The sequence below is a fragment of the Spirochaeta dissipatitropha genome, assembly GCF_054657935.1.
The window spans coordinates 49,811-75,527 of the sequence record NZ_BAAHXT010000003.1; the positions used below are offsets into that span (position 1 = coordinate 49,811).

General features: G+C 49.6%; 18 protein-coding genes. 3 read left to right on the forward strand and 15 right to left on the reverse strand.

Going from position 1 to position 25,717, the window contains the following annotated elements; translation table 11 throughout:
- Positions 1–2: 2 nt before the first annotated feature.
- The 4 genes from fusA to ACYQ2L_RS03880 form a co-directional block, all read right to left on the reverse strand.
- Positions 3–2,093, reverse strand: a complete 2,091-nt coding sequence (gene fusA, locus ACYQ2L_RS03865) for an elongation factor G (RefSeq protein WP_460051256.1) — start codon at positions 2,091–2,093, stop codon at positions 3–5.
- A 136-nt stretch (positions 2,094–2,229) separates the two neighbouring features.
- Positions 2,230–3,060 (reverse strand): hypothetical protein, encoded by an 831-nt coding sequence (locus ACYQ2L_RS03870; protein WP_460051258.1) that lies wholly within the window; start codon positions 3,058–3,060, stop codon positions 2,230–2,232.
- A 12-nt stretch (positions 3,061–3,072) separates the two neighbouring features.
- A complete protein-coding gene (locus ACYQ2L_RS03875; RefSeq protein WP_460051260.1) occupies positions 3,073–4,497 on the reverse strand; it encodes a hypothetical protein in 1,425 nt (474 codons plus the stop codon).
- Positions 4,476–6,185, reverse strand: coding sequence for an adenylate/guanylate cyclase domain-containing protein (locus tag ACYQ2L_RS03880; protein WP_460051262.1), 1,710 nt, complete (start codon positions 6,183–6,185; stop codon positions 4,476–4,478). The genes ACYQ2L_RS03875 and ACYQ2L_RS03880 overlap by 22 nt, the downstream gene beginning before the upstream one ends.
- Before the next feature lie 111 nt (positions 6,186–6,296).
- Here ACYQ2L_RS03880 and thrH point away from each other — a divergent pair, with 111 nt between their 5' ends.
- Complete coding sequence (gene thrH / locus ACYQ2L_RS03885) at positions 6,297–6,917, forward strand: bifunctional phosphoserine phosphatase/homoserine phosphotransferase ThrH (protein ID WP_460051264.1); 621 nt, start codon at positions 6,297–6,299, stop codon at positions 6,915–6,917.
- A gap of 28 nt (positions 6,918–6,945) precedes the next feature.
- Here the strand turns inward: thrH and ACYQ2L_RS03890 are convergent, their stop codons facing one another.
- On the reverse strand, positions 6,946–8,982 hold the full coding sequence (locus ACYQ2L_RS03890; protein WP_460051266.1) for a cyclic nucleotide-binding domain-containing protein: 2,037 nt from the start codon (positions 8,980–8,982) through the stop codon (positions 6,946–6,948).
- A 73-nt stretch (positions 8,983–9,055) separates the two neighbouring features.
- On the opposite strand from ACYQ2L_RS03890, the gene ACYQ2L_RS03895 reads away from it, so the two are divergent.
- Complete coding sequence (locus tag ACYQ2L_RS03895) at positions 9,056–9,628, forward strand: DUF1707 SHOCT-like domain-containing protein (protein WP_460051268.1); 573 nt, start codon at positions 9,056–9,058, stop codon at positions 9,626–9,628.
- Here ACYQ2L_RS03895 and ACYQ2L_RS03900 read toward each other — a convergent pair.
- Genes ACYQ2L_RS03900 through ACYQ2L_RS03920 form a run of 5 tightly spaced genes read right to left on the reverse strand, consistent with a single transcriptional unit; the run spans position 9,625 to position 18,513 of the window.
- On the reverse strand, positions 9,625–10,578 hold the full coding sequence (locus tag ACYQ2L_RS03900) for a hypothetical protein (protein WP_460051270.1): 954 nt from the start codon (positions 10,576–10,578) through the stop codon (positions 9,625–9,627). The genes ACYQ2L_RS03895 and ACYQ2L_RS03900 overlap by 4 nt on opposite strands.
- Before the next feature lie 51 nt (positions 10,579–10,629).
- On the reverse strand, positions 10,630–12,342 hold the full coding sequence (pheT, locus tag ACYQ2L_RS03905) for a phenylalanine--tRNA ligase subunit beta (RefSeq protein WP_460051272.1): 1,713 nt from the start codon (positions 12,340–12,342) through the stop codon (positions 10,630–10,632).
- Between the two features lie 3 nt (positions 12,343–12,345).
- Entirely contained in the window at positions 12,346–13,893 is a 1,548-nt protein-coding gene (gene pheS, locus ACYQ2L_RS03910) for a phenylalanine--tRNA ligase subunit alpha (RefSeq protein WP_460051274.1), read from the reverse strand.
- A 20-nt stretch (positions 13,894–13,913) separates the two neighbouring features.
- Positions 13,914–17,036, reverse strand: coding sequence for a tetratricopeptide repeat protein (locus tag ACYQ2L_RS03915; RefSeq protein ID WP_460051276.1), 3,123 nt, complete (start codon positions 17,034–17,036; stop codon positions 13,914–13,916).
- 1 nt (position 17,037) lies between these two features.
- Positions 17,038–18,513, reverse strand: a complete 1,476-nt coding sequence (locus ACYQ2L_RS03920) for a LamG-like jellyroll fold domain-containing protein (protein WP_460051278.1) — start codon at positions 18,511–18,513, stop codon at positions 17,038–17,040.
- A gap of 25 nt (positions 18,514–18,538) precedes the next feature.
- Here ACYQ2L_RS03920 and uvrC point away from each other — a divergent pair, with 25 nt between their 5' ends.
- Entirely contained in the window at positions 18,539–20,524 is a 1,986-nt protein-coding gene (gene uvrC, locus ACYQ2L_RS03925; RefSeq protein WP_460051280.1) for an excinuclease ABC subunit UvrC, read from the forward strand.
- Here uvrC and holA read toward each other — a convergent pair.
- The 5 genes from holA to ACYQ2L_RS03950 are packed head-to-tail and all read right to left on the reverse strand — an operon-like array spanning position 20,503 to position 25,710.
- Entirely contained in the window at positions 20,503–21,471 is a 969-nt protein-coding gene (gene holA / locus ACYQ2L_RS03930; RefSeq protein ID WP_460051282.1) for a DNA polymerase III subunit delta, read from the reverse strand. The two genes, uvrC and holA, sit on opposite strands and share 22 nt — an antisense overlap.
- Positions 21,471–22,082, reverse strand: a complete 612-nt coding sequence (lexA, locus tag ACYQ2L_RS03935) for a transcriptional repressor LexA (RefSeq protein WP_460051284.1) — start codon at positions 22,080–22,082, stop codon at positions 21,471–21,473. Before lexA ends, holA begins: the two co-directional genes overlap by 1 nt.
- A 30-nt stretch (positions 22,083–22,112) precedes the next feature.
- The gene (locus ACYQ2L_RS03940; RefSeq protein ID WP_460051286.1) at positions 22,113–23,471 is read right to left on the reverse strand and encodes a sigma-54-dependent transcriptional regulator; all 1,359 of its coding nucleotides are present in this window, start codon (positions 23,469–23,471) and stop codon (positions 22,113–22,115) included.
- A 2-nt stretch (positions 23,472–23,473) separates the two neighbouring features.
- On the reverse strand, positions 23,474–25,240 hold the full coding sequence (locus ACYQ2L_RS03945) for an ATP-binding protein (protein ID WP_460051288.1): 1,767 nt from the start codon (positions 25,238–25,240) through the stop codon (positions 23,474–23,476).
- The gene (locus tag ACYQ2L_RS03950) at positions 25,237–25,710 is read right to left on the reverse strand and encodes a hypothetical protein (RefSeq protein ID WP_460051290.1); all 474 of its coding nucleotides are present in this window, start codon (positions 25,708–25,710) and stop codon (positions 25,237–25,239) included. The genes ACYQ2L_RS03945 and ACYQ2L_RS03950 overlap by 4 nt, the downstream gene beginning before the upstream one ends.
- Positions 25,711–25,717 lie beyond the last annotated feature (7 nt).

Here is a 25,717-nt window from a genome sequence, read left to right on the forward strand (position 1 = left end):
CTTTACTTGCCCTGATCAGCTTTCTGCTTCTCAAGATACGCTTTCCGCAGCTCTTCTGTTATGCTCTGAGGAACCTTGCCGTATTTGAGAAATTCCATGCTAAACTCTGCCTTACCCTGAGTCAAAGAACGCAGGTTAGTAGAGTAACCGAACATCTCACTTAAAGGAACTTCGGCCTCAACAACAGAGAAAGCCCCATCCTCACTTGATGCAAGTATAACACCACGGCGCTGATTAATGGTAGCAAAAATATTTCCCTGGAATTCTGTCGGTCCCTCAACGGTAACCTTCATGATAGGTTCCATAATAACAGGGCCGGCTTTATCATAAGCCTGACGGAATGCACCGAGACCTGCCTGCTGGAACGCCATGTCGGATGAGTCAACCGGGTGAGTGGCACCATCATTGACAACAGCTCGTACGTTTACTATCGGGAATCCGATAAGTGTTCCGCGCTCCATAGCTTTCTGGACACCCTTATCAACAGAAGGTACATATTCCACAGGAATAACCCCACCCTTGATATTATTTACAAACTCATATTTATCATCTTCAAACGGCTCGAAGTATCCTGCTACACGTCCATATTGACCGGATCCACCTGTCTGCTTCTTGTGGGTGTAGTCAAACTCAACCTTCCTGCTGATTGTTTCACGATAGGCAACCTGCGGCATGCCGGTATCTACCTCAGCCTTGTACTCACGCTTCATGCGCTCAATGTACACTTCAAGGTGAAGCTCACCCATGCCCTGAATAACAGTCTGATTTGATTCAGGATCGACATAGGTAGTAAAGGTCGGATCTTCCTTGGTGAAACGGTTGAGGGCCTTAGCCATATTGTCAGAAGATTTTTTGTCCTTCGGAAAAACAGCCAGAGAAATAACCGGAGCAGGAACATACATTGAGGTCATTGAATAGTTCAGTCCCTGAGACACAAAGGTGTCACCGGATGCACACTCTACACCGAACAGTGCAACAATATCACCAGGTCCGGCATAATCGATTTCTTCCATATTGCTGGCGTGCATGCGGATAAGCCGACCGACCTTGAATTTCTTGCGTGATCGGGAGTTATACAATTCCGATCCCTTTTCGACCTTACCCTGATATATTCTGATGTATGTAAGCTGTCCATACTGACCGTCTTCCAGCTTGAACGCCAGAGCTACGGTCTTGGCATCCTCTACAGGTTTCAGGCTAACTTCAGCTTCATCGTTATCCAGATCAAGAGCAAAGTTTTCAACCTGTCCCGGACTCGGCAGGTAATCAACTACTGCATCAAGCAGTTTCTGCACTCCCTTGTTCTTGTAGGCAGAGCCACAGAAAACCGGCAGAAGTTCACGCTTCAACGTACCAGTTCGAACTGCAGACTTGAGGAGTCCCTCTTCGACTTCACCTTCAAGAAAGGCTTCAGCGAGTTCGTCAGAAAACATGGATGCTGCATCGATCAGCTCTTCACGGCGTCGTGCAGCTTCCTCCTGCATATCAGCAGGTATATCGACTTCACGAATAATCTGTCCGTCGTCACCATCAAAGTAGAAGGCTTTCATTTTAACGAGATCGACTACACCTTCGAGCTTGTCTTCAAGACCAATTGGCATCTGCAGCATAATTGCATTATGACCCAGCTTGTCGATCAGCTGGTCCTTGATACGGTATGGATTTGCCCCGGTACGGTCACATTTGTTGATAAATGCTACGAAAGGTACGTTGTAGCGGGCAAGCTGGCGGTCAACAGTGATTGACTGTGACTGAACACCACCTACAGAACAAAGCACCAGAATTGCTCCGTCAAGAACACGGAGTGAACGCTCAACCTCAATTGTAAAGTCAACGTGGCCGGGTGTATCAATAACATTGATCGGGGTATCTTTCCAGGTTACGTTGGTAGATGCTGATGCGATGGTAATCCCACGCTCTTTCTCCAGCTCCATGGAATCCATGGTCGCTCCAACACCATCCTTGCCCCGAACCTCATGCACAGCATGGATCTTCTCACAATAGAAGAGGATCCTTTCGGTCAGCGTTGTTTTACCGGAATCGATATGTGCACTGATCCCGATATTACGCATTTTCTGAATATCAAACTTCATAGTTTTCTTCCCTTTATATGGATTCTAACAAATCACCTGTCAGCAGTTTATGTGCGCAGATAATACTTGAATGACAAGCTTTATTCAACACCGCGATTCGCAATTCGGTTTTACATATACGCTGTGGCCGGCGAAATCAGCTGTGTTCATTGAAAAACACGGATAAAATAAGGGCAGCCTCCCGATCAGAAGCAGAAAAACCTTCCTCTCTCAGCATATCCCTGAGGTTTCTGGCATCAAGTCCGGGGTCAGCCGTCTTGAGTTCACGGGCCCGCATAACCATATCGACATCAGGAACACGCAGACCGCCAAAAAAGCCCCGGTTGTGCTCAACGATCACAGTTTCCTGCAGATAACTCTGCATACGCGAAAGATAATCAAGCTGCCCCTGCAGCTCATCTCTGAGATCGAGGGCTTCATCCCTGAGGCTCTGAGCTTCATCCCTCAAGGCTGCTGTTTCCTCCTGCAGCTCGTAAATCCGGGCAAGCTGAGCCGCCGACACGCGCTCCTGTTCAATCATTCTCTGAAAAAGTATCTCAGGATCCTGTGACTGCAGGAAGGCCTGCGGATTCTGTAGGGCTCGATACATTGTTTCGGCAAGCTGACGCTCACTGAACCAGCGACCACTGATCCTCAGAAAGAATTCAGCTACCCGCATGCGGAAATCAAACTCTATCTCTCCGTTGGCAAAAAACTGCAGCCCAGCCGGCAGGTTACGTGTAAAATCAGTGCCCTCATAGACAAAACTCTCAGGCACCAGCAGCAGTTCTATGCCAAGCTCTCTTTCGACCACCAGCACCGAAGAAGGGACAATCATCTCCAGGGATTCAAGAAAGCTTTCAACCTGCGATTGCTGGCTGCTTTCAGGGAAACGACTTCCTTCAAGGGCTTGATAACTAATTTCATAGGCGGTGGCTGTTCCGGCCAGCATCAATACGGCCAGTAGTATAATTGGCAGTTTTTTCATATCACAATCTCCTTAATCAATATCCCGCAGCTGCAGAAGTATTGTATCGAACGGCTCAATATGCTCACCTGGAGTGAGTGAAATAACCTCTGCATATTGCCGCATGCCCTCGGTTCGTATTTCTATCTCGGCAATCAACTGATCCTCGGTCCTGAACACATAGCCACGTTTGGTGCTGCGCGCAAGACGTTCCGGATCCACATACACGATCATCTGATCCGGATCAAGAGGATTCAGAATATAACCGTTTTCACGGCTGCTTCTTGTAAAGAACTCGGCTGCATACATAAGCCTGCCGATGTATTCCTCCCGCTCTTGTATCTGAACAAGCCTCCGGCTCAGAACTTCAGCCTGACGCTCACGGGTCAGCTGATATGACATTGAGAGATATCTGCTGCGGGCAGTAATGTGAGCAAGGATGTCCGGCACAGAGTTTGTATAAGGAATCTGATCAAGCCTTGCCAAAAGCAGTTCAAGCTCCTGCAGATAGGATGAAATTCTCTCTGGCTCTCCGCTCTCCTGTATACCCTCCTGCTCCAGCACCGGATACGAAGGGAAAAAATTATCACTCGAAGCGAACGCAGCCGTTACAGGCAGGTCTCCACCGATGATTTCCGCAGCCGCACCCTGGTTAAGCAGAGGATTATAACGCCGGACGAGTTCGGCCCGCTCGCGGGCGATCCTCTGCTCCAGTGTACTTCTCAGACTATCCTGATGCGATTCCAGTTCAGTTATACGCTCCTGATAATCGCGCTCCAGGTTCTCTATCCGCGCTGTATATTCGGCCTCAAGCTCTTCAAGCTGAAGTTCAAATAACTGTGATTGACTGTCGAGTACAGCCTGTTGTTCTCTGGCAGTATCTCTCTGACGGGTATCATATTGAGCAAGCAGATCCAGAACCTCATTTATCTCGGCCTGATTCTCCGCCATTTCACTTTCAAAACGCTGCTCAACCGCTGCAAGCTCCTGGGTCTGTCTCTCTGCCAGTTGATTGCGTTCAGCGTTCAACTGGGACTGGGTCAGTCCACGGTCGAGCAGAAGGCTTTCTTCTCTGGAGGCCCTGCTCCGGATGTCCTGTTGTCTGCGCCCATACTCGCTCTCGATTCTGTCACGCGCATCCTGCAGTCTGCGCAATCTTGATTCAAGACGGGAAACGGTATCCAGGACTTCCCGCAGGTTTATATCCTGAAAGTCGCCGACCTGAATCTGGACACGTGCCGTATTGCGCTCGATGAGCAGATACACACCAACCGACAGCAGTAATGAAAACAGAATCGATGACAGTATGATCATCGGCACCAGGTAACTACGGTTTTTTCTTGTCTTTGCGAACTCGGCAGCGATATCATACTGTTTTTCGCGTTGGCTGAGTTCACCCTTAACATCTTCAAGGAACAGATCTGCTCCCCGACGGATTATTTTTCTTTCATTGTCCATATACCATTCCAACCCTTCGGGCAGATACTGCCTCGTGTCCGTCTTCTGAAAACCGCAGCACACGGCAGCGATTTGCACTGGACAAAACCATCATAGGCAGAAGCCCAGTTCCCGGAATAATACAGCTCGAGGGCCTTCTCATAGGCATGTATCTCCTCCATCCCCTCATCGCCCAACTCACTCCGACTGATCGGCCAGTACACCTTCTTACCTACCGATTTCCCTTTAACCTGAACCTGATCTATTTCCAGAAAATAGTACTTGTTGGTTACAGCCTCGGTCTCCTCACGGACATAATCAGAACAAATCACCGGAACCTGATAAAGCCTGGTAAGTCCTTCGAGCCGGGAGGCAGCATTCACATTGTCTCCAATAACAGTATTGACCATGCGCTCCAGGCTTCCGATATTGCCGTAGAAGACCTCACCGCCATCGATACCGACACCTACTTCAAGCAGCACAGCCTGGTACACACGCTCCTCTTCTTCAGTCAGAGCGCCTCCCGAGGCTTCAATAGCTTCTCTTCTCTGACGCATCTCGCGCCTGAGATTCGATGCCACATCCTGTATATGGTATGCAGAGTCAATCGCCAGCATTGATTTCTGCCGGTTATCTCCCATAATTCCGAACACTGCCAGAAGCGCATCACCGATAATCGAGCCGATATCCCCATGCTGGTCATGAATCAGCCGGATCGCCCGGTCATAATGCAGATTGAGCAATTTGATAATATCGGTCCCCAGAGTTTCGGTCATGGAGGTAAAACTCCGGATATCGGTAAACAGAATAGTCAGATTACGCTTCTCGCCTTCAAGCCTGATTTCACGTTCCTTGTAGGCTTTAACTGCAATATCCCGGGCAACGAATTTCTTGAAGATACCCATGAGGTTATCGACAGTGGCTGCCAGAGAATTGAAGGCCATTCCAAGATAGGTTATGTCATCGTTGGAAGCGCCCTCCAGTTTCAACAGGTCAAGCTGTTGCTCATCCTGCATCTGCATTATCGCCTGGGTTATGTGCCCGAGAAAACGCAGGATATGCCTCAGCAAAATTATACCGAGAACAGCACTTGCAAAACTGAGGGCTATTATTATTGCAGAAATTATCCGGAAGTTTCTTTGTGAGTCACTATAGAATTCGCCGAGTTCCTCTGCACGAACAAGGAATGTATCCCACTGATCATTGTAACGATAGACACCGAAATAGTTATCTCTCGAAAATGTAAAACGTATAGTTCCCTCGCTGAGACCTTCATCCAGCCTGTCCTTCATCGACTGAAGCACATTTTCGTCAGTAAAAGAATCAGGTGTATCACTGCGGTTTGTCGCCAGGAACAGAAAATCTCCATCCTGCCCTACCGCCAGCGCAAGCGATTTCTGCCCCCTGAGATCCCTGCCGGCTGCATTCTTCATGTTTAAGGTTGCGGCCTCGATATCCTGATTGAAATCGAATATCTGTGCCTGATTAGCTGCAAATATCTGGAGATCTTTCAGATCCTTTACCAGCAGCTGATTCATCAGGTGGATCTGCTCACCGCGGTTCAGTGTCAGATTTATATAGTTCGTCACAAAATTTGACAGAAGAAGAAACACGAGAAAAATAAAAATAATCTTGTGAAGAAGCGGAACTACCCTCGTACCACCAACCCTGGTGCCGAAGAGACTGCTAAATTTACCTTGTACTTTCAAAGCCCATTACCCCATCTGTATAGGGTAATATATGCGAGCAAAAAAGTTAAGTTAATTCTTAATGAATTTTCCTAGCTTGATTGCGGCATAAACATTCTGCATAATGCAGCTATGACTGTACTATGCCTTGACCTGGAAGGGGTTCTGATCCCCGAAATCTGGCTGGCGGTGGCTGATACCACCGGTATTGACGACCTGCGCATAACAACAAGGGACATTCCCGATTACGATGAACTTATGCGCACACGCCTGAGGATTCTCGATGAGAATGGAATCGACATGCATAGCATAACCGAGGTTGCGCATGCTATCGAACCACTTCCGGGAGCCCGGGATTTTCTTGATCGTATGAGAAAAACCACACAGGTGGTAATTCTCAGCGATACCTTCCGGCAATTTGCCGGAGCGGCAATGGCACGCCTCGGATACCCGACAATTTTCTGCAATGACCTGATATCCAATGATGCGGGGAAGATTGTAGACTATAAACTGCGTCAGCAGGACGGTAAGCGCCATGCAGTACTGGGTTTCCGATCCATGAATCTGAAGGTCCTCGCTGCCGGCGACTCCTACAACGATCTGTCCATGATCAAGGAAGCTGATTATGGAGCTTTTTTCTGCCCTCCTGACAGCATAAAGCTGGAGCAGCCCCAGATCCCTGTATTCACTGAATACAAGTCATTTGGCGACGCTCTTTGCGAGGCCGTCGGAAAACTCGATTCGATAATCTGATCAATTCTGATTCCACAGCAGCGGCAGCTCAGCAGCTGCTGCGGAATATATCACTGAGGATATGGCGTGTAATCGCATAGAGCGGGGGTACGCCTTCCGACAGCTGCATACGGGCTGACAATGCAGATTGATGCTCCATCGGCAGATCGGAAATATAATAGAAAAACCTGAGGTCGACGTCGCCGGGAATAACCCCGGTCTGTGTTGACTCAAGAACCTGCCGGTAATAATGCGTGCCTTCCATTTCAAGTCCGATACATGACCAGATATTCCGGTAAAAATGCAGCATCATGCTGTTCTGAAGCAGCGTTCCCTCAACCGTCAGCATTGGTCCGATATGCACTTCTCGTCCCGGCATGCGGCTTCCAAGCTCTTCGAGAGCTTTCGGGGAGGACAGGGGTACCGGCTGGAAGAAATCCGTTGCCTGTTCGATGAAGGCAGTCGGCGCCAGCACATCACCCCGTTTACCCAGCAAGGCCCCTGCTTTGCCAAGAAAATTGATACTGCGAACATTCTCACCGAACAGGATTACCAGGTTCCGCATTATATGCTCCGCCTGCTCACCAAATGCATAATCAATGTTGATTATTACATCCCTGCAATCCGATGGGACGGGGACAACATCCGGATCGATTGCGGCACCCGAGAGCCTGGAACAGTCAATAATCTGCACCTGGATTCCAGTCGATGCCGTTTCCTTGAGACGAACAATTCCATGGTCCCTTCCTCGTGCAGCCGAAGCCTCCTGCTCCTCCGGATAACTACGAAAATAGTCGCGAAGCAAGGCATACAACAAATCATTGGAGTTGTCCCAATGTTCCAGGAGAGCAGAATGCTGAACGCTCTCGGCCCAGGCCAGAACCCTGTCGCGGTTTTCCGGATACCAGGGATTCAAGCAGTTACTTACTGAATGGGTGTTACTGCTGATTATATGCACTCTCAGATCCTCCGGCATTTCGGAAGGATCACAAAGGATAGATTCACGTACGGCCTGTCCGATCTGGGCTGTCCACAGATCCATACGCCGACTGCTCCAGCTGTTGGTCTGCTTTCTGACATCGATACTGAACATTTCCCGGTGCCTGATTATGTCAAAAAGCCTCAGAACAGTCTGTTCCGGCCAGATTTCCTTGAGACCACAGATCTCGGCTCCGGAAAAAGGCAGAGTTTCAAGAAACTCGAAATCATCACATTCCGGGTTCCGGGTATGTGCATCGATGGCTGCAAATACTTCAGAACTGTTCAGCCGGCTTCTGATTTTCTCGGCCTCCACTGCATAGAGACAAAGGCAGGAAAGCATATCAACAAGATCAGAAAGCCCGCTGCGGAGCAACACCAGGTTTTTTCCCGGTAATAACTCCCATATATCTCGCCGTCTGGCAGCACTGCCTATGGATGGGAAGTAACGGTTGGGCTCGGCGTACTGCACAGGAAGTTCATCGGTAAACAGAAAAGCAAATGTCCTGGTAAGATTTTCCGGAAGACGCCGGACAGCATAATTAAGCGCGCCAGTCTGCAGCATTTCCGGATCATTCAAATGAGGGTGAAGAGCAGGCTCAAGATCCCGGTACAGCGGAAGCATTCCGGCAACAGAAATATGCCCCTTGTCGATAGAACGCAGAAGTTCAGTCTTGAATCGGTCAAACGCGGAAAATATGCCCTGCTTGTCACGAAGCGTTGCACCAAGGGCCAGGGAGAAAGACTTTGACTCCTGAAGAATCCAGAGAAAGTCATCGCCGCTCAGACAGCTGCAGACACAGTTTTCTCTGGCGGCCACCGTTAAACGCCTCGGCATTCGGAATAAAGCCTCCCATTCGCCGAAATAATGTCCGGACTGGATTATCGTAATCTGCTGCGGCCGGCCGCTTGATTCATCCAGCAGCTCAACACAGCCACTCTGAATCAGATACACACAGACATCATCAGGATCACCTTGATTGATAATCCTTTCCCCTGCCTTGTACTCTCTATGTTCCAGGCGCTGAAGCACCCATTCCTTCTGCTTCGGATGAAGAAACCGAAACGGGATCACGCGGTTCAACAAATTCATCTGATCTTTGCCCATGACGCAAGTATAGCTTGCGGATGCAAGTCTCACAAGCTTGACCAGTCCGTGAGAACGATTTAATCTATCAGACATGGATTCAATGGAATTGCCTTTAAGCCCTCTGGAACGAAGACGGGAACTTGCTATAGACCAACTCACAAAAAGCTATGCCGATGAATATCTTGACACGCAGGAATTCGAGGACAAGATTGCACAGGTCAATATAGCCACATCAATCAGAAATCTGGAAAAGGTACTGTCGGATCTTCCCGCAGAATATCAGCTTCCGGCAATCAGGAATTCAGCAGGACTGTCTGACAGGACAGCCCCGGTTTCCCCGGTTCGCAGCCTGACCACTATTATGGGATCCAATTCCTTCGGTGCAGAATTGGTCGAGAACCGCAGTGTAAGCTGTTTCAATCTAATGGGTGACAGCGTATTTGACTTGAGGGCTGTTAATATTCCGGATGGAGAACTGCATCTGCAGATCAACTGTATAATGGGAGATATCAAGATTATGCTCCCGCCAGATGTTGCAGTCAGAAATCAGGCGACATCAATAATGGCTGATGCAAAGGTTAAAGGTGAACCAGGCCCGGATCCAAGATGCACTCTGACAATTACCGGCTTTCAGTTGATGGCTGACCTGAAGATCAGATATTAGGTGAATTTTCCGATTCCAAGGGTATAGATATATTGGGAAGAAATGCGGCGCATTACCCGGATACAGTGCAGGTAATCACAACCTGCTGTCAGCTTGAAAAAGTCGACTTCACGCTCATCATCCATAACAACAACCGGGAATTTTATGAGATTAAGCAGCACCTGCGGCTGAATGCCCCGCTCAAATAGATAACGGCAAAAAGACAGATCCTCAATAGGAATACTTTTCCCGTTGCTGTGATAAAGATACCCGAGGCCGTCACGAATCTGGTCCATCGGTCCCTTTGAATAATGAAACACCCTCCCTAATGGATATGTAGGCTTAATATAACCCATCTCGACAAGTGCCGAGCGAACCTCCTCTACTGTTGCTACAAACTCGGGATAACTCAGCCTGGTCCGGAACATAAGAACAGCAATATCTGTTTGCTGGGTGTGTTTATGAAGCAGAGCTGGAATATTGTAGTTGACTATAAAGTTGTCACCCAGGCGCTTGATGATCTGCCCGTTCATCTCCAGCAAATCCGCTGGATCAACCCAGAGCTTGAACAACTCCTCAGGTGTGAGCCGAAACACACGAAGCGCAGTGAAGGCTCCGTAAATTTCAGCTTCATCAAAAGGAACCTGAAAATATCTGGTGAAGAGATAACGCATATACGGGGTGAAAGCAGCCTTGCCGTGAACAGCAAAATGCAGTTGCGCCTGGTAGTGATTTTCAACCACATGATTAGCCATCATAAACTCTCCCGGAAGATTCGCCATATAGGCGAGCTCCAGGTCTTTTTTATAGCTTTTCTGCTGGCTGAAAACCTTTAATATTGCACTCTCTATCTGTACTCCATTGGTTTCAGGGCGCAGATACAGAAAGATATCCTGCCAGCCTTCTTCGACCGGCCCGGGATAGGGAATAAGTATGCTTGGTAAGCCTGTATCTATCTTTCCTTGCTGCACAATATTAAGGGTAATATGAGCGGCAGATTTTTACCACTCATATTATGGTTTTTACAGTGCATCCAGACAGATTTCTCCGGCAGTCACAGGAACATGGACGCCCCAGGCCTCAAGAACCCTTGGATGCAGCTCTCCGATCAGTCCGATTGATTTACCATCTGCAATTACACGCCCGACACGGCCTGGAATGAACCTTGAGTCTTCAAGGGGTTCCAGTCGATATTCCTTGCCGAGATAATACATCAACGCTGCCAACTGGGAACTGACCTGGGTAAAATCCGTGTCAGCATCAGTATGCAGCCAGCCGAGGGTATTCTCGGTAACCGAACCCTGATTATCAGAAGCATCGGTTCTTGCAATCTTTCCAACTTCAAAAATCCGGTGTGGGTATGCCGCGCTTGCAGAAACGGCCTCTGCACTCATAAGGCTAGGAAGTATCGATGGACGGACTACAGCATAGTTTTCAGACATCGGGTTGGCAATCTGCACAGCGCCGGCCCGAGCCTTTTCCAGATCATCTTCCGAATACATGCGCTGCAGATAATCACGGTCTGAGCCGAGATAGTTAAAAATCATTTCCTGGAAACCGAGTCCAACCATCAGCATCTTGACCTTGCGTCCAAGCTCCTCTGCAGCCGTGAGGCGGCCAACAGAAAAATCACGGGGCATTTCAGGCTTGAAGAAATCCATGCCCTTACCAATCATGATGTCTTCGGCAATATCGACTCCATGAAGAAAGTCATTCCGGTATTCAGGAGGTTCAATCTCGATTATCTGCTGTTTGACCTCGGCTTTCACACCCATACGGGCCAAAGCTGCCACTGCCTCGTCGGCACTCAATTCACTGCCGAGAAGCTTGTTCATATCTGACAGAGCTATTGACTGCGGCTCCTGGAAATACATCGGAACCTGGAATTCCCGGCCGAATGGGGTATCAAATGGATACTCAACTGCAGTCGGATGAATGGTAAACCCGGCATCTGCAAGATCACAGGCCACTATTGAAGCAGCCAGCAGCAGAGATTTCAGATCCGTGCCGGTCAATTCGACAAAGAGTTCACGGTCACCGGTTTCTACTGCTCCGATCCGGCTGCTGTTTATAACAGGTGGAAAACTGAGAATTTCCCCCTCGGCATCTGCAAGCAATGGAAATAACTTCTTGTCTGCAACAATATGCCCGAATTCCTGTCCCTTCGGATGATCCTTCAGCATCTGGCGCATGCTCATCCTTGTATCCAGACCGAGAGGCTGAAAGGATACCTTGTCAGGATCAACAGCTTTATACTGCACAGGGAAGACGATCAATTCTCTGCGATAGACTCCCATTGCCACTGCTTTACGCTTCTGACCGAAGTTCCAGCAGAGTTTTTCCTGGGTTTGTATGAGATCATTTAATGTTGCTTCATCTACCGGCTCACCACTGACAGCAAAACCGACAACATAGGGGCGGATATCCTCAACACTCTTGTCGACCTGTATCCGATAGCCTGCGTTTACCTTATCACCTGGTCGACAAAAAAAGGAGTAGCTGGAAAGCAGTTTCTTCTGTCCTGAATAGACTGAAAGCTGACGTGCAAGACCAGCGGTTGACCAAAGGTCGGGTCTGTTGGTGTCGTTCAGTTCAATCTTGAATAATCCATTTTCATCATCGACATCATCAAGCTCGGCCTTGGCACATTCAAGCAGACTCTCCAGCTCGTCATTCGACAGTTTGGCACCCATTCTCTGGAACAGGGCTTCCTGATAAACTTCTATTTTCGGCATGACTTATTTCCCCCTCCGAAGACGGATATTCTCGATGTTTCCGGAGAACAATTCACGTAGATCGTTCAGTCCAAGATGCATAAGGGCCATTCGGTCGATTCCTAGTCCCCAGGCAAGAACCGGAACATCAATACCCATGGGTTTGGTAACCTCCGGTCGGAAAATACCGCTCCCACCAAGCTCAAACCAGCCAAGCACAGGGTGCTTGATATGCACTTCTACCGAAGGTTCGGTGAAAGGAAAGTAACCTGGAACATATTTGACCTCGGTTGCCCCTGCGATTTCAGTCGCAAACATCTCCAGCAGTCCAAGAAGATTCCTTAAATTGACATCATTCCCCAGAACAATTCCTTCTGTCTGATAAAAATCACTCAGATGGGTCGCATCAACCTGATCATAGCGGAAACAACGGGCCACACCGAAATACTTACCGGGAACCCTGGCATTACGAAGCTGTTTTGCTGACAGGACGGTTCCCTGACTGCGCATGACCAGTCGCCGCGTGAAATCGCGATCAAAGCCATAACCCCAGCCGCGACTGCCGCTGTCACCACCATCCTCATGAACCTGCGCAACATTATCCAGATACGGCTGCTCAATTTCCCGGGCATACATAGGCTCTTTGACATAGTACACATCATGAATATCACGTGCGCTGTGGAACTGCGGCATAAACAGCGCATCGCCGTTCCAGAACTCGGTTTCTACCAGCGGACCGTCGAATTCCTCAAAACCCAGCGCTGCCAGCCTGTCCTTAACCCAATCCAGGTATTCACAATAAGGATTTCTCCGCCCCATCAGTACACGGGTAGGTGATGTATTCACGTTATATTCACGAAACCGGACATTTTTCCAGTTGCCGCTCTTGAGCATTTCAGGTGTAAGGGTTCCGGTTTCATCGCCGGTTATCCCCTCCTTATGCAGCCCGGAAGCAGCTTTCAATCCAGATTCAGACAAGCCATAAATGACCTCATCACGCTCGACGATTCTGAAAGCAACTGCTGATGCCCCGCGTTTTTTACTGATTCCGGAGATAATCTGCTGTTCCTGTGGGCTCAAATCATCATGCTCCAGGCGGATTCCTGATGAAGCTTTATCAAGAATACCCCGGATTACCTTACAGAATTCCGGTAGATCTTTGATTTTTGCGTGTATGCACTTATCGGAGTCCATGCTGACGGCCCCAGCTTTTGAGAGCGCTCCAAATGCAGACCCCATATCCCGGGGTTCAAGGCCAACTGCCACAGCAATTTCAGGCAATTTCAACCCAGGCTGTTTCTGTGCGCATTTCAGAAGCCGCTCTTCGGGAAAACCGTTAGCGCGGTATTCAGCCCCCAGGTCAGTCAACTCATAGCTGACCTTCATTACCCGCTCCTGCTCCAGCAAAAGCTCTTTCTGGACAAGCCAGCTGACTGCCTGATTTGCCTGGCCAAGATTGAATGCAAGACGCTCAACAATCTTTTCGGGGGTTATCTTTTCACTTGCGGAAAACTCCAGCAGTACCTTCACCTCAAGTGGGTGCAAGGTCGTGACAGAATGTTCGGTTGTCATGATAAACTGCTCCTTAAATATTAGGAATCCCGACCAGCAGTTTCTATTCGCTCCAGAATACGGCGCATTCGCGTACCCATTGCTTGGCCGATACGGTGGTCAGGATAAGATCCGGCCATATCTTGAATGAATTTGAAGGTCTCTGCAAGGCTTTTTGAGCTCACATGACTTTTTTCTGAACCTACCGGCTGATCTACTGTACCTCTGGCAGCCTGCAGAGTCTCCATCAGACCTCTACGGCCCAACAGCCTGTTACGTATAGATTCGATTTTCAGCGGAAGATCACTTTCAACGAACTGCTTTCTCTGCTGTTCCGGAAGATCTTCGCTAAGTCCGAGTAAGTATTCAAACATTCTGGCTTGACTGAGTTTAGGATCAGGTTCCACCGCTTCCACAAATTCAGGAGGACAGTCTTCTACAGCTGCCGGTTCCTGTTCAGGCGCCCATACCAATGGTTCATCATCTTCAACCGGCTCATCGAAGTATACCTCCTCACCCTGCATCTCAGGGGGCTGAATGTTTTCGGGCTGAGCCTCATCAACCGAAGGCGAAGCCTGACGAGGCATCCCTGACTCCGGCTGCATTTCGGGCGCCGTCTGTCGAACGGGAGGATGCCCTGGAAACGGTCTCCCTCCTGATGGTGAAGGTGCAGGGTATCCCCTGGGCGACTGCATCTGAGAACCACCCGCAGGCATTGGGGGTGTTGATGAAGGAGGCCGATACCCGGGCGGAGGAAATTGCTGCTCGAAAGGTTGCTGCGGCTGCGGCACCTGCTGTGCTTTCTGCGATTGTTGAGGCGGTGTTTCCGGCTGCTGTGGTTGTTGAGGCTGCTGGGGCTGCTGGGGTACATCCGGCAGGGACGGTTGAATGTCCGATTCCTGCTGTGGCTGTGGCTGTGTAACCTGCGCTTGCTGCGGCTGCTGGGGAATTTGCGGCTGCGGCGGTGGCGATGATGGCTGTGATTGAGGCGGCTGCGACAGTGGTTGCGGCTGCTGTTGCGGAATCTGCGCTTGCGGCATCTGCGGCGCTTGCGGCTGCGCCTCCGGCTGCTGGGGCTGCCGCGGCTGCTGTGGTGCATTGCCTTTCTCCGAAGATTTCCCGTCAGAACCTGTGGGCTCTGGCGCAGGAGACCCCTCTTCTTCTGAATCAGGAATATACTTGTGTATCAAGCCCTCTTCAGCTGCAGAAGCATCCTGCAGAAGATCCATTAAACTTGGTATACCACTCTGTTCCTGACTGGTTTCTTCTACTGGTTCCCCAGAAGCAGGAGCTGCGTTTTGCTGAGGCTTTCCGACCGGCTTTTCCTGAGACTGAGGAGATCCTCCATCCTGCCTTCCTGAACCGGACCGATCTGCAGAAATGGACACATCATTTCCGGACCTGTCATCTCCAATATTTTCATCTTCGAGCTCGTATTCAAACTCTTCCTCATAATCTTCGTAGTCATCAAAACTGCCCAGCTGTTCAATATCCTCTGCTTCAAAATCACTGGCGCCAAAATCAAGCACAGGGACTGAGTCGTCTTCCTCAAGAAAATCACCCTGCTCACTCTCTACAGCCTGTGTATCCCTGCTTCCTCCGAGGTTAACGAGTCTTCCGAGCTTTTCGATATTTCGTGTCCAGGCATCACCAAGTTCATCATGGAATGAGTCTACAATTTGCTCATAGAGATCGAGACTCTGATTCAATGCGCTGATATCATCTGCCGAGGCTCTCTTTCCCTGGAGACTGATCAGCTCCTCTGCCGCAGCCATCGCTTTTTCCTTATGACCCAACCTTGATTCAAAGCGGGCCAGCAATGACAGGAGATATGCGTCATCGGGGTTGTCTTCAAGTAATGTATTCAGAAGGCTCACGGCTTGAGAATCTTCACCTCTAGCAGACAATATCTCTGACAGCAGCCCTGCTGCTTTCAGGTCATCGGGATTGTCTTCGAGATATGCACGGACTCTATTCTCGGCTTCAACATATTGATGCATACCGAACTGAATTCTGGCTAGCTCAATCTGGAAATCACCTTCTCCGTTCCCGAGCTCCTGTAAGCGCTGGATACAGTCCGCTGACTCCTCGCCAAGCCCCAGTCGGTGGGCAACGCCAGCAAGCAGCTTTAATGCCTGAATATTCCCGGAATCGGCCTCGAGAAGCTCATGAAGCTGACGTCGGGAATCCTCATATCTACCTGAACGCTCCAGCACCAGGGCAAGATGCATTCGCAGATCGAGATTATCAGGACTTTTTTCCACCATGTCTATAAGATCATCTATATATTGCGTGCCATCCGTGTGCACAAGGACCTGACCGAGGTTGCTGGCAGCTTTTTTGTAGGATGGATCTTTCTTCAGCGATCTCCGGAGATACTGCCCGGCTTCTTCATATTTTCCCTGCTGGCTTAAAATACTTGCTATATTATTGAGTGCCCGGGGATTTTCAGGGGAAATCGACAGAATCTCCTCATAGATCTTGCGAGCTTCTTCTGCATTATTCAGCCGTTGGCAGGTGATTCCAAGGTTGTTGAGAGCATCTATCCATCCAGGTTTTGACCGTAATGCATGCATAAATGCATCCCTTGCTTCCTCCAGTCTGTCGAGAGCAAGTAGAGAAATACCGAGGTTATAACGCAGTTTAGGATGATTTACATCATGCTCAAGTCCTTCTACAAGAATTTCGACGGCCTTGGCATGCTCACCTGCCTGCTCATACAAAGTTCCCAGATTATTGTAGGACATCACAAAATCAGAATCATAATGTATTGCACTTTTATAGGCTGAGACGGCTGCTTCAAAATCGCCCATACCTTTGCGGATGTTTCCAAGGTTATACAGAATGTCGCTGCGGTTCGGAGCAAAACTCAAGGCGGTCTGGGCCAGTTCAAGGGCATCATTCAGTTGTTTCTTGTGCCGACACACAATCGCCAGATTGTTATATCCTTCAGCGTTTTCCGGCTGGAGTCTGACAGCCATGGAAAAGCACTCTTCCGCCTGGTCATATTTCCGCTGCTCGGTGTAGATCGTACCAAGCATCATATGGGCATGCCAGGAATGGGAGAACTCATCCACCAGCTCTACAGCGAGTACTTCTGCTGTTTCATAATCATGCAGAGATATTGCCCGCAAGGCCCGCAGTCTTTTTTCTTCACTCTTCATTTTACAAATCCATTTCATCAGGCGGCAGAATGCGCACCCTGTGTTCCCGACTGAATACACTAGTCAGACGATTGTCCTGTAAATCATAAGACATTACCGTCACATAATACAATGTATCCGGCTTCAAACCTCCAATTTCGAGTGAATTCGTATCTCCTGCATCGATCGGAGAGTTTCGATCCCCGGTTCCGAAGTATCTTCCGGGTTCGGTTCCGAAAAAAACGAGATATCCGCCAACAAGAGGATCATGTACCCGACTCCATTCCACCCTGAGGGATTCACGGCCGGGAATGAGACGGACATTCGATGGAGGTATCGGCGGAGGTAGCTCCTGATAGGATATATCGACATGCCTGAGCAATGGAGAATTGCTTCCCACACCATCAGGAAGCACCTCCACCATCAACTGGACGAACCGGGCAGGATCAAGCCGCTGTATTGCATCAGGCAGATCAGAATCAACCCACTCTCCGATTACATTTCCCCGTGAATCCAGCTGAGTTCCGGAACGAATCAAGACCCGGACATCAGTATCACCCTGGTTTGCATGCTCATATGAGAATGATCGTAGCTTCGTACGAGGCGACTCAAACTGATATGGGGCCAGCAGCACTCTCCCGACTGAATCACTATATCTCCTAAGCGACGGCAATTCCATAGGTACTGAACTGATGTGAAGCTCATCAATCAATGCTTCCAGACCTGCACCTATCTGCAGAACAGCTGACGAACCATTTCCAACATACATCGGCAGAGGTGAGCCGCTACCGTTTCTATTACCTGTGACATAACTGACATCACTGATCTGGCCGTCCACATAATATGCCAGCCGTCCGTCTTCCGGATCATAACTCACGAAATGATGAGACCAGCGCCCTGGAAGCAGCCCATCATGAGAGCGTAACCGAAAAGTCTGTAGCTGCCGGCCCTCATCCATGAACAAATTCTGCCAGACAAATTCAAGCCTTCTGTCCTGGACGGATACCTTGAACTGCTGCCGCTGATTGCTGCGGTGATCAATTCCCTGCCAGCTGATGATTTCCTCACCTTCGCGTAGAAGTGGAGCATAGAGATAGAATGAAATCGTGAATCCTTCAAAATGCATGCCCGGCTGAAACAGCACTGCCTGATCTGCCTGCAGCAGCATCGGTTCTCCACGAAATACTCCTGCTGCTGATCCCACCTTGAACTCAGCTGTGCTCAGTTGATGAAGATCCTGTTGCACCCTGAAACCGCCGCTGAGATCGCGGCTCGGCAGTTCGTCAAATCGAAGCAATAGCTGAGTAGCTGGTCCCGGTTGTATTTTCGGACTCTCGAGAACAAGGTACTCAGCACCCGAAAGATTGACCCGGGTAACACTCTCCTGGGCATAGAATTCTCCCCAACCGCGCTCACCGCCGATTCTCAGCTGCTGATTTAGCGCATTCAGCGAAAAAATTGGAATTATAGCTAGTAGTATGCTGACGTATCGTTTCATCTCTTGGTATTGTTTATCGGCATATATGAAAGATTCACAAGAGAAAGATTCACAGAGCTTTGTTGACAGAAAACTGAGAGAAGCGGTTTCCGGTTTCCCGCTGGAACCTGGCGTCTATATTATGCGCAGTGCTGACAACAGTATTCTCTATGTAGGGAAAGCCAAACAATTGAGAAATCGGGTCAGGTCCTATTTCTCGGCAGGCAGACAGCACATCAAGACAGCAGTATTGATGAACAATGTACGAAACATTGAGTGCATAGTTACCAGCACCGAACACGAAGCCCTGCTCCTGGAAAACAGCCTGATCAAGGAGCACCAGCCTCGCTACAATATTAACCTGAAAGACAGCAAGAGCTATCCTGTAATCAGAATCACCAAAGAAGAATTTCCGAAAATTTTCCGGACCCGCCGCATAATTCAGGACGGCAGTGAATACTTCGGGCCTTTTCCGAATGTCCAGGCGATTGATATATATCTGGATCTGATCGAGAAACTATTTCCCCTCAGAAAATGCAGGGGCAAGGTCAAACCAAGGAAACAACCCTGCCTGTATTATCACATCGGGCGCTGCGCAGCTGTATGTGCAGGAAAAACCAGCAAGGAAGACTATCTCGACAGAGTAGACCAGGCTCGCCGCCTCCTGAACGGAGAAGCCGAGGAAGTCAGCTCCAGACTCGAACGGCGGATGACACAATCATCTGCTGAGCTGAAATTCGAGGATGCAGCCTGGTGCCGTGATGCCCTCAGAGCCCTTGAAGACCTGAACAGCCGTCAATCTGTCGTGGATTTTGATCCGGAAACCAGAGATTATATTGCGATGTACCGCCAGAAAGAGCTCTGTGTCTTCACTGTCTTCCAGATGCGCGGCGGAAAGCTGCTTGGTACAGAATCTTTCAGATCACGCTCGGTCGAAGATGACCGTGAGGCGATAGCAGAGTTTATTGACCGATACTACAGCAGCCTGAAACAGCCTCCACGGAGGATCTTCACCCAGATCGACTTCACAACACCGGACGGCAGAATCCCTGATCTTATGAGCAGCGGCCCGCCTCCGGAGTGGAGAGGAACTGACCTGGACATCGGGACGACAGAAGCCGCCAGCGTGCCCGAAGCAGCCGAAACAGAACCGGCCTACGAAAGCGGTCATTCAGCCTGCGTTCTCCCGGACATCTCAAGCCCGGAAAATCACAGGGATTCCGCAGTTCTGAATATGGCAGTTGAAAATGCACGGCAGGAACTCTCGGCCTGGCTTCGCGATGAGGGTGATACTGATGCCCTTGAGGAACTGGCGGAGATCATCGGCCTCTCGGGAGCACCCCTCAGGATCGAAGGATTTGATATAGCACAGCTGCACGGAAAGCACACAGTAGCCGCCATGGTCCACTTCTTCCGGGGAGCCCCTGACAAGAGCGAGTACCGCCGTTATCATATCCGCAGTCTGAAAGGAAAGATCGATGACTTCGCCGCCATGCGGGAGGCTGTAGCGCGGCGTTATACCCGCCTGCAAAATGAGGAAAAGAAAATGCCTGACCTGATTCTCATCGATGGAGGAAAGGGACAGGTGAGTGCCGCTAAACAGGTTCTACGCGCACTGGATCTTGATCACATCCCGCTGCTTGGCTTAGCCAAGCAGTTTGAGGAAATAATTCTTCCGGGGCATTCCGAATCCCTGCGGCTCCCTGAAGGAAGCCCGGCCCTGAGAATCCTGCAGCACGTAAGGGATGAAGCGCATCGATTTTCAACCGGATTCAACCAGCTTCTTCGAGCCAAGGACATTAATGCCGGAGTAATAGAGCAGGTAGAAGGAATCGGACCTGGTAAAAGCAAAAGACTCTTGCAGACATTCGGATCACTGGAAGGAATTGCCACTGCTGATACCGAAGATATTATGAGCTGCGCCGGAATTTCAGAGACAGCCTCGCTTCAACTGAAGCTACTTGCCAAGGAAGCAGCAGAGCAGGCATCATTTGGCGAGGATACAGAAACTCAGAGCGAAACAACCAGCTGATAGATAAACATAAACATGAGCTGCTGATGTATCATACTGCGGTCAGAACGAAGTGCAGCATCCACCTCGGTGGTTTTTCTGATTCTGTCCTGCAGCTCCAGCAGGGAATAGCCTCGCGCAGCCTGTAGAAGCTGTTCCTGGTTTCGCTTTCCCCGGATGCCAAGCTCGGTCCAGACTTCTGCTGGATTAGCTCCACGCTGAAGGCGCTCCTTGACCGAGAGCAGCCTGCGCAGCTGCCATGCGACACCACTCACGATCTGAAACGGCTTCACTTCCTGAAGAATCAAGAGTGTGTGCAGTATATCCAGAGAATGCTCAAGATCACGTTTCCCGACCGCATGAAACAGGGTGAACACCGATTCCTGCTTGCTGTGAAACAGATAGGTTTCTATATGCTCTTCACTTATCGCATTTCCATCGGGAAAAAGCGCCAAGAGACAGTCACAGGCAACCTTCAACTGATCGGTAGTGTTTTCAACAGTTTCCAGAAGAAGCTGTACAGCATCATGTTCAATGGAGCTTCCTCTGTCCCGCATGTACTTCTGAACAAACTGCTCCTTCTGGTTCTCGAAAAGCTCCCAGAAGACATGTACGTTACTCTTCGGCACGCAGGACTCGATCTTTTTACTTACCTTGATTTCCTGGGAAATAAGTATCAGGGTTCCGTCGCTGGACGGTGAAGCGCAGTAACGCGCAAGCAGTTGCTGATCTTCCGTAGATTTAATAGCCTCTGCTCCGTAGAAAAATACGATCTGATGAGCATGAAAAAGAGACCCTGTCCGAAGCTGACTCACTGCTGCAGAAATACTGTGTTCACCGGCATACAGGGAGCTCCGCTCGGGTTTCTCACCGCAGCGTTTTTCCAGTGTTGTCTGCAGTCTGGCTATATGCTCCCGCTTCCGTCCATCCTCAGGACCGAGCAGGAGATGAATTCCGGCAGGCTGCATCAGACATAACTCCGGATCAGGTGGGCGAGCCGGCCGAGAACCCTGACATTCTGAGTATATATAGGTGGATAATTCTCATTTGCAGCCTGAAGACGAACCCGATTACTCTCGCGGTAGAAATACTTCAGTGTCGCGGAATCATCAAGCAGAGCAACCACCACCTCACCATTTCTCGCTGTATTCTGACTCAGAATAATTGCAATATCTCCATCATGAATACCTTCATCGATCATGCTGTCTCCACGGACACGCAAGGCAAAAAACTCTCCTTTTCCGAGCAGGCTGGATGGCAGCGTGAGACTGCCTTCACGATTCTCATCAGCCAGCAGAGGAGAACCAGCGGCTACTGATCCTAAAAGCGGAATTTCCAGCATCTCCGGCTCTGAATCAGGTTTACCGGTTCGTACCAGCAGCTCAAGTGAACGGGACTGATGTGCAGAACGCCGGAGCCAGCCTTTTTTGATCAAGGCATTGATATGATCATGCGCTCCCTTGACGGTCACACCAATTGCTTCAGCTACCTCCCGGATTGTTGGAGGAAAAGAATGATCTGCTATATATTTTTCGATAAGCAGAAAGACTTCTCTCTGCCGCTTTGTTAATTCCTGCATACTATTACCTTGATCATTTTCAACTCCCCCTTATTTTTCCACCGGAATCCTGAGCTTGCGGATCTTCCCGTGAAGATTGCTTGGATATACCCCCAAGACCTGGGCTGCGCGCGAAATATTACTGCCGCATTCGTGGAGTTTTGCTGAAATAAGATCACGTTCAAACTGATCCCGAGCGTCTGACAGGGTCATACCCTCAAACTGATCGAGATAACTCACACTGTTTCGATTCTCATTTCCGAGATAGGCCTCAACCAACTCAAGCCCTACCTCGACATCCTCTGCCATTATTGTAATACGCTCTATCAGGTTTTTCAATTCCCTTATATTCCCTGGCCACGAATAATCCTTTAATCGCTGCATAGCCGGCCGGGAAAGCAACGGACAAGGCCGGGCATGCTGATGGGAAAATGCCGCAAAAAAATGCCCTACCAGTTCAGGAATATCTTCACTCCGCTGTCTGAGCGACGGCACATGTATAGGGATGACATTCAACCTGAAAAACAAGTCCTCCCGGAAGCGACCAGCGGCTATTTCCTCCTGAATATCCTTGTTGGTAGCCGCAATTACCCGGACATCCGCTGTGATTGACTCTTCACCACCGACACGCTCGAAACGGAGTTCCTGCAATGCCCGAAGTACCTTGGCCTGCGCAGACAGGGACATGTCTGCTACCTCATCCATGAACAAGGTACCGCCGTCAGCGAGCTCAAAACGCCCCCTTCGACGACCGACAGCACTGGTAAAAGCGCCTTTTTCATGGCCGAAAAGCTCACTCTCTATCAGATTGTCCGGGATAGCTGCACAGTTCACCTCAATAAAAGGTCTCTGGGAGCGATGACTGCGACGATGTATTTCACGGGCAACCAGTTCCTTCCCTGTACCGTTCTCACCAGTCACAAGTATCCTGCTGTCTGTTTCAGCTGCCTGCTCAATCATGCGCTTCACACCAAGTATGAGCGGGCTGTTGCCAAGTATTTCCTGATGCGCCGTCTGCAGTTTCAACTGCGTATTTTCACGGCGGAGCTGCTCGAAACGAAGTGCATTTGCAGCTACCGTGAGAACTCGATCCAGGCTCAGTGGCTTTTCAAGGAAATCAAAGGCACCTTCCTTGACCGCCTTCACTGCCATATCTATATTCCCGTGGCCGGATATGATCACAACCTCAATCATCGGGTAATCCCGCTTGATCTCTTTCAGGACGTCCATCCCACCCATATTCGGCAGCCATACATCCAGAAAAACCACATCAAAGGCCTCGGTCTTCATTTGCTGCAGGCCCTGAATCCCATCCTCTGCAGTCTGAACCTTATATCCTTCATCCCGAAGTATATCACCGAGGATATCCCGGATGCCCTGCTCGTCATCTATTATCAGAAATCGTGCCATAGCTACTCCATGGGAAGTTCAAGAAAAAAGGTAGTCCCGTCACCTTCCGAAGTTTCAAACCAGATCGCCCCATCATGATCAAAGACTATTCGTTCAACAATAGCCAGACCCAATCCGGTTCCATGCGTCTTGGTAGTAAAATACGGATGAAAAACTTTCTGCTGATCTGTTTCCGAAATACCTGGTCCGGTATCCTGCATCTGAATTCGAGCATACCTTCTGCGGCCCTTTTGCACAACATCAACCTTGAAGATGATGCTGCCCTTACCGTCCATTGCTTCAACGGCATTCTGCCAGAGATTTGAAAATACCCGATGCAGCATGCCTGAGTCTGCAGGAATACTGAAATCTTCTGGAATTGCAGAATAGCTTACGTCCACAGATCCGGTGTTCTGATACAGCGCCTGAACGCGATCAAGAACCTCGCGGAGCAAGGTCGGCCGCAGGGTCGGCTTCGGCAGAGTGCTGAAATTCCGGAATTCAGTCAGCATCTCCGAGAGCGCATTAACCTCACGGACAATCGAATCAACAGAGCGCTCCAGCACCTCCGGAAACACCTCTTCTACATTACCATCCATTTCTGCCCGACGGTACTTAACCAACATCCGTTCAGCAGAAAGGCGTATCGGTGTCAGCGGATTCTTTATTTCATGCGCCAGACGCTGAGCGATCTCCTGCCAGGCAGCAACCTTTTCGGTCTGCCTTATCTTACGACGGGTATCATCAAGTTCCTGTATCATCCTGTTGAATGAATCAACCAGATGAGATATATCACCGCCGGTGCTTGTAAGGATCCTATAGCTATAATCTCCCGCTGCCACCCGCCGGGTTGCTTCTTCCAGACTTTCAATCGGCCGCATGATCACATCACTGAGTGTGAAACTGACCAGTACTGCAAGCAGTATCAGGGGCACTGCAAAGGCAAGATAAAAAATGGTAACTCCGATCAGAAACAATGGCTGAAAGAGCTCAACCTGCGCAAATGTTTCGAGCACCCTGGTGAGATTTTCCGCATTCTGATCAAATCCCTCGGGCAGATAGACTGCAAGCATGGCCTGATGGCTGCCGTCAAGTCCTGCCGGAATCATAATTCTCAGAAATGCCCGATTCCCGCTGCTCTCCTTGGCAACAACCCCGCCGGGTCTCACCTGCCCCTCACGAATCCGGAGATTTGCCTCTCCACCATGATAAAGGGTATTCCCCCGGGAATCAAAGAGCTGAAATGCATCAAGCCTCGGTGAAAACATCTGAAGATTTTCCCAGGCTCTACCGGGATTCTGAGGAGCTGTAAGCAGAACTGACTGTACCAGAGAATTACCGGAGAATGATTCCAGGTCCTCTACACGTTCACGGTAGTATCCAAGGGAAATGGTTAGCCCGCCACGTACTGCTTCGAAAGATTCCGGATTGAACCAGGTTTCCATCGCACTTGCCATAAAAGTGATTGACATAATTCCCTGGGGGATAGCTGACAGCAGAACGATACACACTGCAGCAAAGAGAAACCGGAGCCGCAATCCACTTCCGGGTCTCCGGTTCAATCTATCCTGCAGGAGTCTTACCAGATGAATTATCACGAGAATCAATAGTCCAACAGGGAAAACGATGACCAGGATAATCAGAAAGATACTTGGTGCGGTACCGAGAAATGTAACATCAGTGAGAACACGTCGGGCAAGCAGCAGCACCACCGCAGCGGCGAATACATACATCAGGACAAGACTGGCGATCCCTGTTAATGATGCTCCGGACGCTCGTCTTGATCTCATGAGTTCTCCGCCCCCTCTATCTTTAGATCAACCCAGGGGCTGGTCTTTCTCAGCCCGGGAAACACCGACCGGAGAAAGCGGAATCCCGGAACCAGGAATACAGGATCCCATACGACCCTTACCCTGATATCATGGCCCGGGCAGTAATCACAATCAAATTCGATATTCGAGAAGATTGCTGACCAGTCCTGCCCACCTGTCTCAATTCTGGGTCCCGACAACCTGCTTATGTGAACCTGCTCAAGAAAGGGATCGTAACCAAGAATATAACCCCTGGATTCGTTTCGAACCGCATTTCTGGCTGGACGACCTGGATCAAAGACCTCCAGCTCGTAGCGGATTATTGTACGAAGCCCGCGTGCCAGATTCTGTTCGATTAACTCCCGATCTATACCCTGGCTCTGGATGCTGATTCGACTGCCTTCCAGACTGACCAGAGGATCAGGAAGAGCTGTGACTGCGAGCGGCATAAAAAAA

Bases quoted from the DNA above. Each gene is read 5' to 3' on its own strand.
- fusA (WP_460051256.1), bottom strand. From the start codon at position 2,093: ATGAAGTTTGATATTCAGAAAATGCGTAATATCGGGATCAGTGCACAT.
- ACYQ2L_RS03870 (WP_460051258.1), bottom strand. From the start codon at position 3,060: ATGAAAAAACTGCCAATTATACTACTGGCCGTATTGATGCTGGCCGGA.
- ACYQ2L_RS03875 (WP_460051260.1), bottom strand. From the start codon at position 4,497: ATGGACAATGAAAGAAAAATAATCCGTCGGGGAGCAGATCTGTTCCTT.
- thrH (WP_460051264.1), top strand. From the start codon at position 6,297: ATGACTGTACTATGCCTTGACCTGGAAGGGGTTCTGATCCCCGAAATC.
- ACYQ2L_RS03890 (WP_460051266.1), bottom strand. From the start codon at position 8,982: ATGGGCAAAGATCAGATGAATTTGTTGAACCGCGTGATCCCGTTTCGG.
- ACYQ2L_RS03895 (WP_460051268.1), top strand. From the start codon at position 9,056: ATGGATTCAATGGAATTGCCTTTAAGCCCTCTGGAACGAAGACGGGAA.
- pheT (WP_460051272.1), bottom strand. From the start codon at position 12,342: ATGCCGAAAATAGAAGTTTATCAGGAAGCCCTGTTCCAGAGAATGGGT.
- pheS (WP_460051274.1), bottom strand. From the start codon at position 13,893: ATGACAACCGAACATTCTGTCACGACCTTGCACCCACTTGAGGTGAAG.
- ACYQ2L_RS03915 (WP_460051276.1), bottom strand. From the start codon at position 17,036: ATGAAGAGTGAAGAAAAAAGACTGCGGGCCTTGCGGGCAATATCTCTG.
- ACYQ2L_RS03920 (WP_460051278.1), bottom strand. From the start codon at position 18,513: ATGAAACGATACGTCAGCATACTACTAGCTATAATTCCAATTTTTTCG.
- uvrC (WP_460051280.1), top strand. From the start codon at position 18,539: ATGAAAGATTCACAAGAGAAAGATTCACAGAGCTTTGTTGACAGAAAA.
- holA (WP_460051282.1), bottom strand. From the start codon at position 21,471: ATGCAGCCTGCCGGAATTCATCTCCTGCTCGGTCCTGAGGATGGACGG.
- lexA (WP_460051284.1), bottom strand. From the start codon at position 22,082: ATGCAGGAATTAACAAAGCGGCAGAGAGAAGTCTTTCTGCTTATCGAA.
- ACYQ2L_RS03940 (WP_460051286.1), bottom strand. From the start codon at position 23,471: ATGGCACGATTTCTGATAATAGATGACGAGCAGGGCATCCGGGATATC.
- ACYQ2L_RS03945 (WP_460051288.1), bottom strand. From the start codon at position 25,240: ATGAGATCAAGACGAGCGTCCGGAGCATCATTAACAGGGATCGCCAGT.
- ACYQ2L_RS03950 (WP_460051290.1), bottom strand. From the start codon at position 25,710: ATGCCGCTCGCAGTCACAGCTCTTCCTGATCCTCTGGTCAGTCTGGAA.